This window comes from Streptomyces cacaoi, from assembly GCF_006539165.1.
GTDB lineage: Bacteria > Actinomycetota > Actinomycetes > Streptomycetales > Streptomycetaceae > Streptomyces > Streptomyces cacaoi.
The window spans coordinates 1-1,476 of record NZ_BJMM01000162.1; the positions used below are offsets into that span (position 1 = coordinate 1).

A 1,476-nucleotide genomic window follows, 5' to 3' on the forward strand; every position below is an offset into this window, starting at 1 on the left:
ACCCCGGCCCCGGCGATGTACAGCTCGCCGGGCACGCCCTCGGGGACGGGACGCAGGCAGGAGTCCAGGACGTAGAGCCGGGTGTTGACGACCGGGCGGCCGATGGGGACGCTCTCCGCGCCGGTGTCGGTGACGGGGTCGCTGACGGTGACGGTGACGGTGGCCTCGGTCGGGCCGTAGACGTTGCGCAGCCGGCGGCCCGGCGCCCAGCGGGCGACGAACTCGGCGGTCATGGCCTCGCCGCCGCTCACCAGGCCCACCAGGTCCGGTAGTTCGGTCTCCGGCATCGTCATCAGCGCCGCCGGCGGGATCTCCAGGTGGGTGATGCGCCGCTCCTGGAGGACCTGGCCGAGGGCCTCGCCCGCCAGGGGCCCGGGTTCCGGCAGGACGAGGGTGGCGCCCGCGTGCCAGGCGACGAGCACGTCGGCCATGGCGACGTCGAAGTTGGGCGAGACGCCCTGGAGGAGCCGCGATCCGGCGGTCAGACCGAGGGCCCGCTGGTGGGCCGTGGCCATGCCGACCAGGCCGCGGTGCGGGACGAGGACGCCCTTGGGGCGGCCGGTGGAGCCGGAGGTGTAGATGATGTAGGCGCCAGCGTCCAGGGAGCGGGTGGCGCGGGCGCCACCGCGGGCCGCACCGGCGTCGGCGTCGGCCTCGAAGTCGGCGTCGGCGTCGGCGTCGGATTCGTCCTCGCCGAGGTCGGTGTCCAGGTGCACGGCCGGTATGTCGGCGTCGGGTATGCGGGCGGCGTGTGCGGCGTCGGTGACGAGCAGGGCCGTACCGGCGTCGGCGGCCATGAAGCTGAGCCGTTCGGCCGGGTACTGCGGGTCGAGCGGCACATAGACGCCGCCGGCCTTGGCGACGGCCACGAGGGCGGTGAGCCAGTCGATGCCGCGCGGCAGACACACGCCGACCACGGAGTCGGTGCCGACGCCCCGCGTGCGCAGGAGGCGGGCCAACCGGGCGGCGCGGGCGTCGAGTTCGGCGTAGTCGAGGGTGACCTCGCCGCTCTCCACGGCCGGGGCGTGCGGGGCGCGGCGGACCTGGGTCTCGAACAGTTCGGCGAGGGTCAGCGCGGGCAGGTCCTCGGCGGTGTCGTTCCAGGTGTGCAGGACGCGGGTGTGCTCGTCCGGGGTGAGGGTGGGCAGGGCGGCCAGGGGCCGGGCGGTGTCCTCGGCCAGCCCGGCGAGGACGGTGACGAGGTGCCCGGCGAGGCGGTCCATCGTCTCCGGGTCGAACAGGTCGGCGTTGTAGTTGACCATGCCGCCGAGGCCGCCGCCGTCGCCCTCCTCGAAGGCGACGAGGACGTCGAACTGTGCGGAGCCGGTGTCGACCGGCTCGTTCCGCCAGCCGAGCCCGGCCGCGTCCGCGAGGCCGCCGGGGACGGACTGGAGGAGCACCATGGCCTGGACGAGCGGGGTGCGGGAGGGGTCGCGTTCGGTGACGACGGCGTCGACGACCCGGTCGAAGGGCACC

At 75.1% G+C, this 1,476-nt stretch carries 1 protein-coding gene; it reads right to left on the bottom strand.

What is annotated here, in order from left to right:
- The coding region (locus SCA03_RS34730; RefSeq protein WP_141275901.1) for an AMP-binding protein at nt 1–1,476 on the bottom strand (1,476 nt) is incomplete at both ends.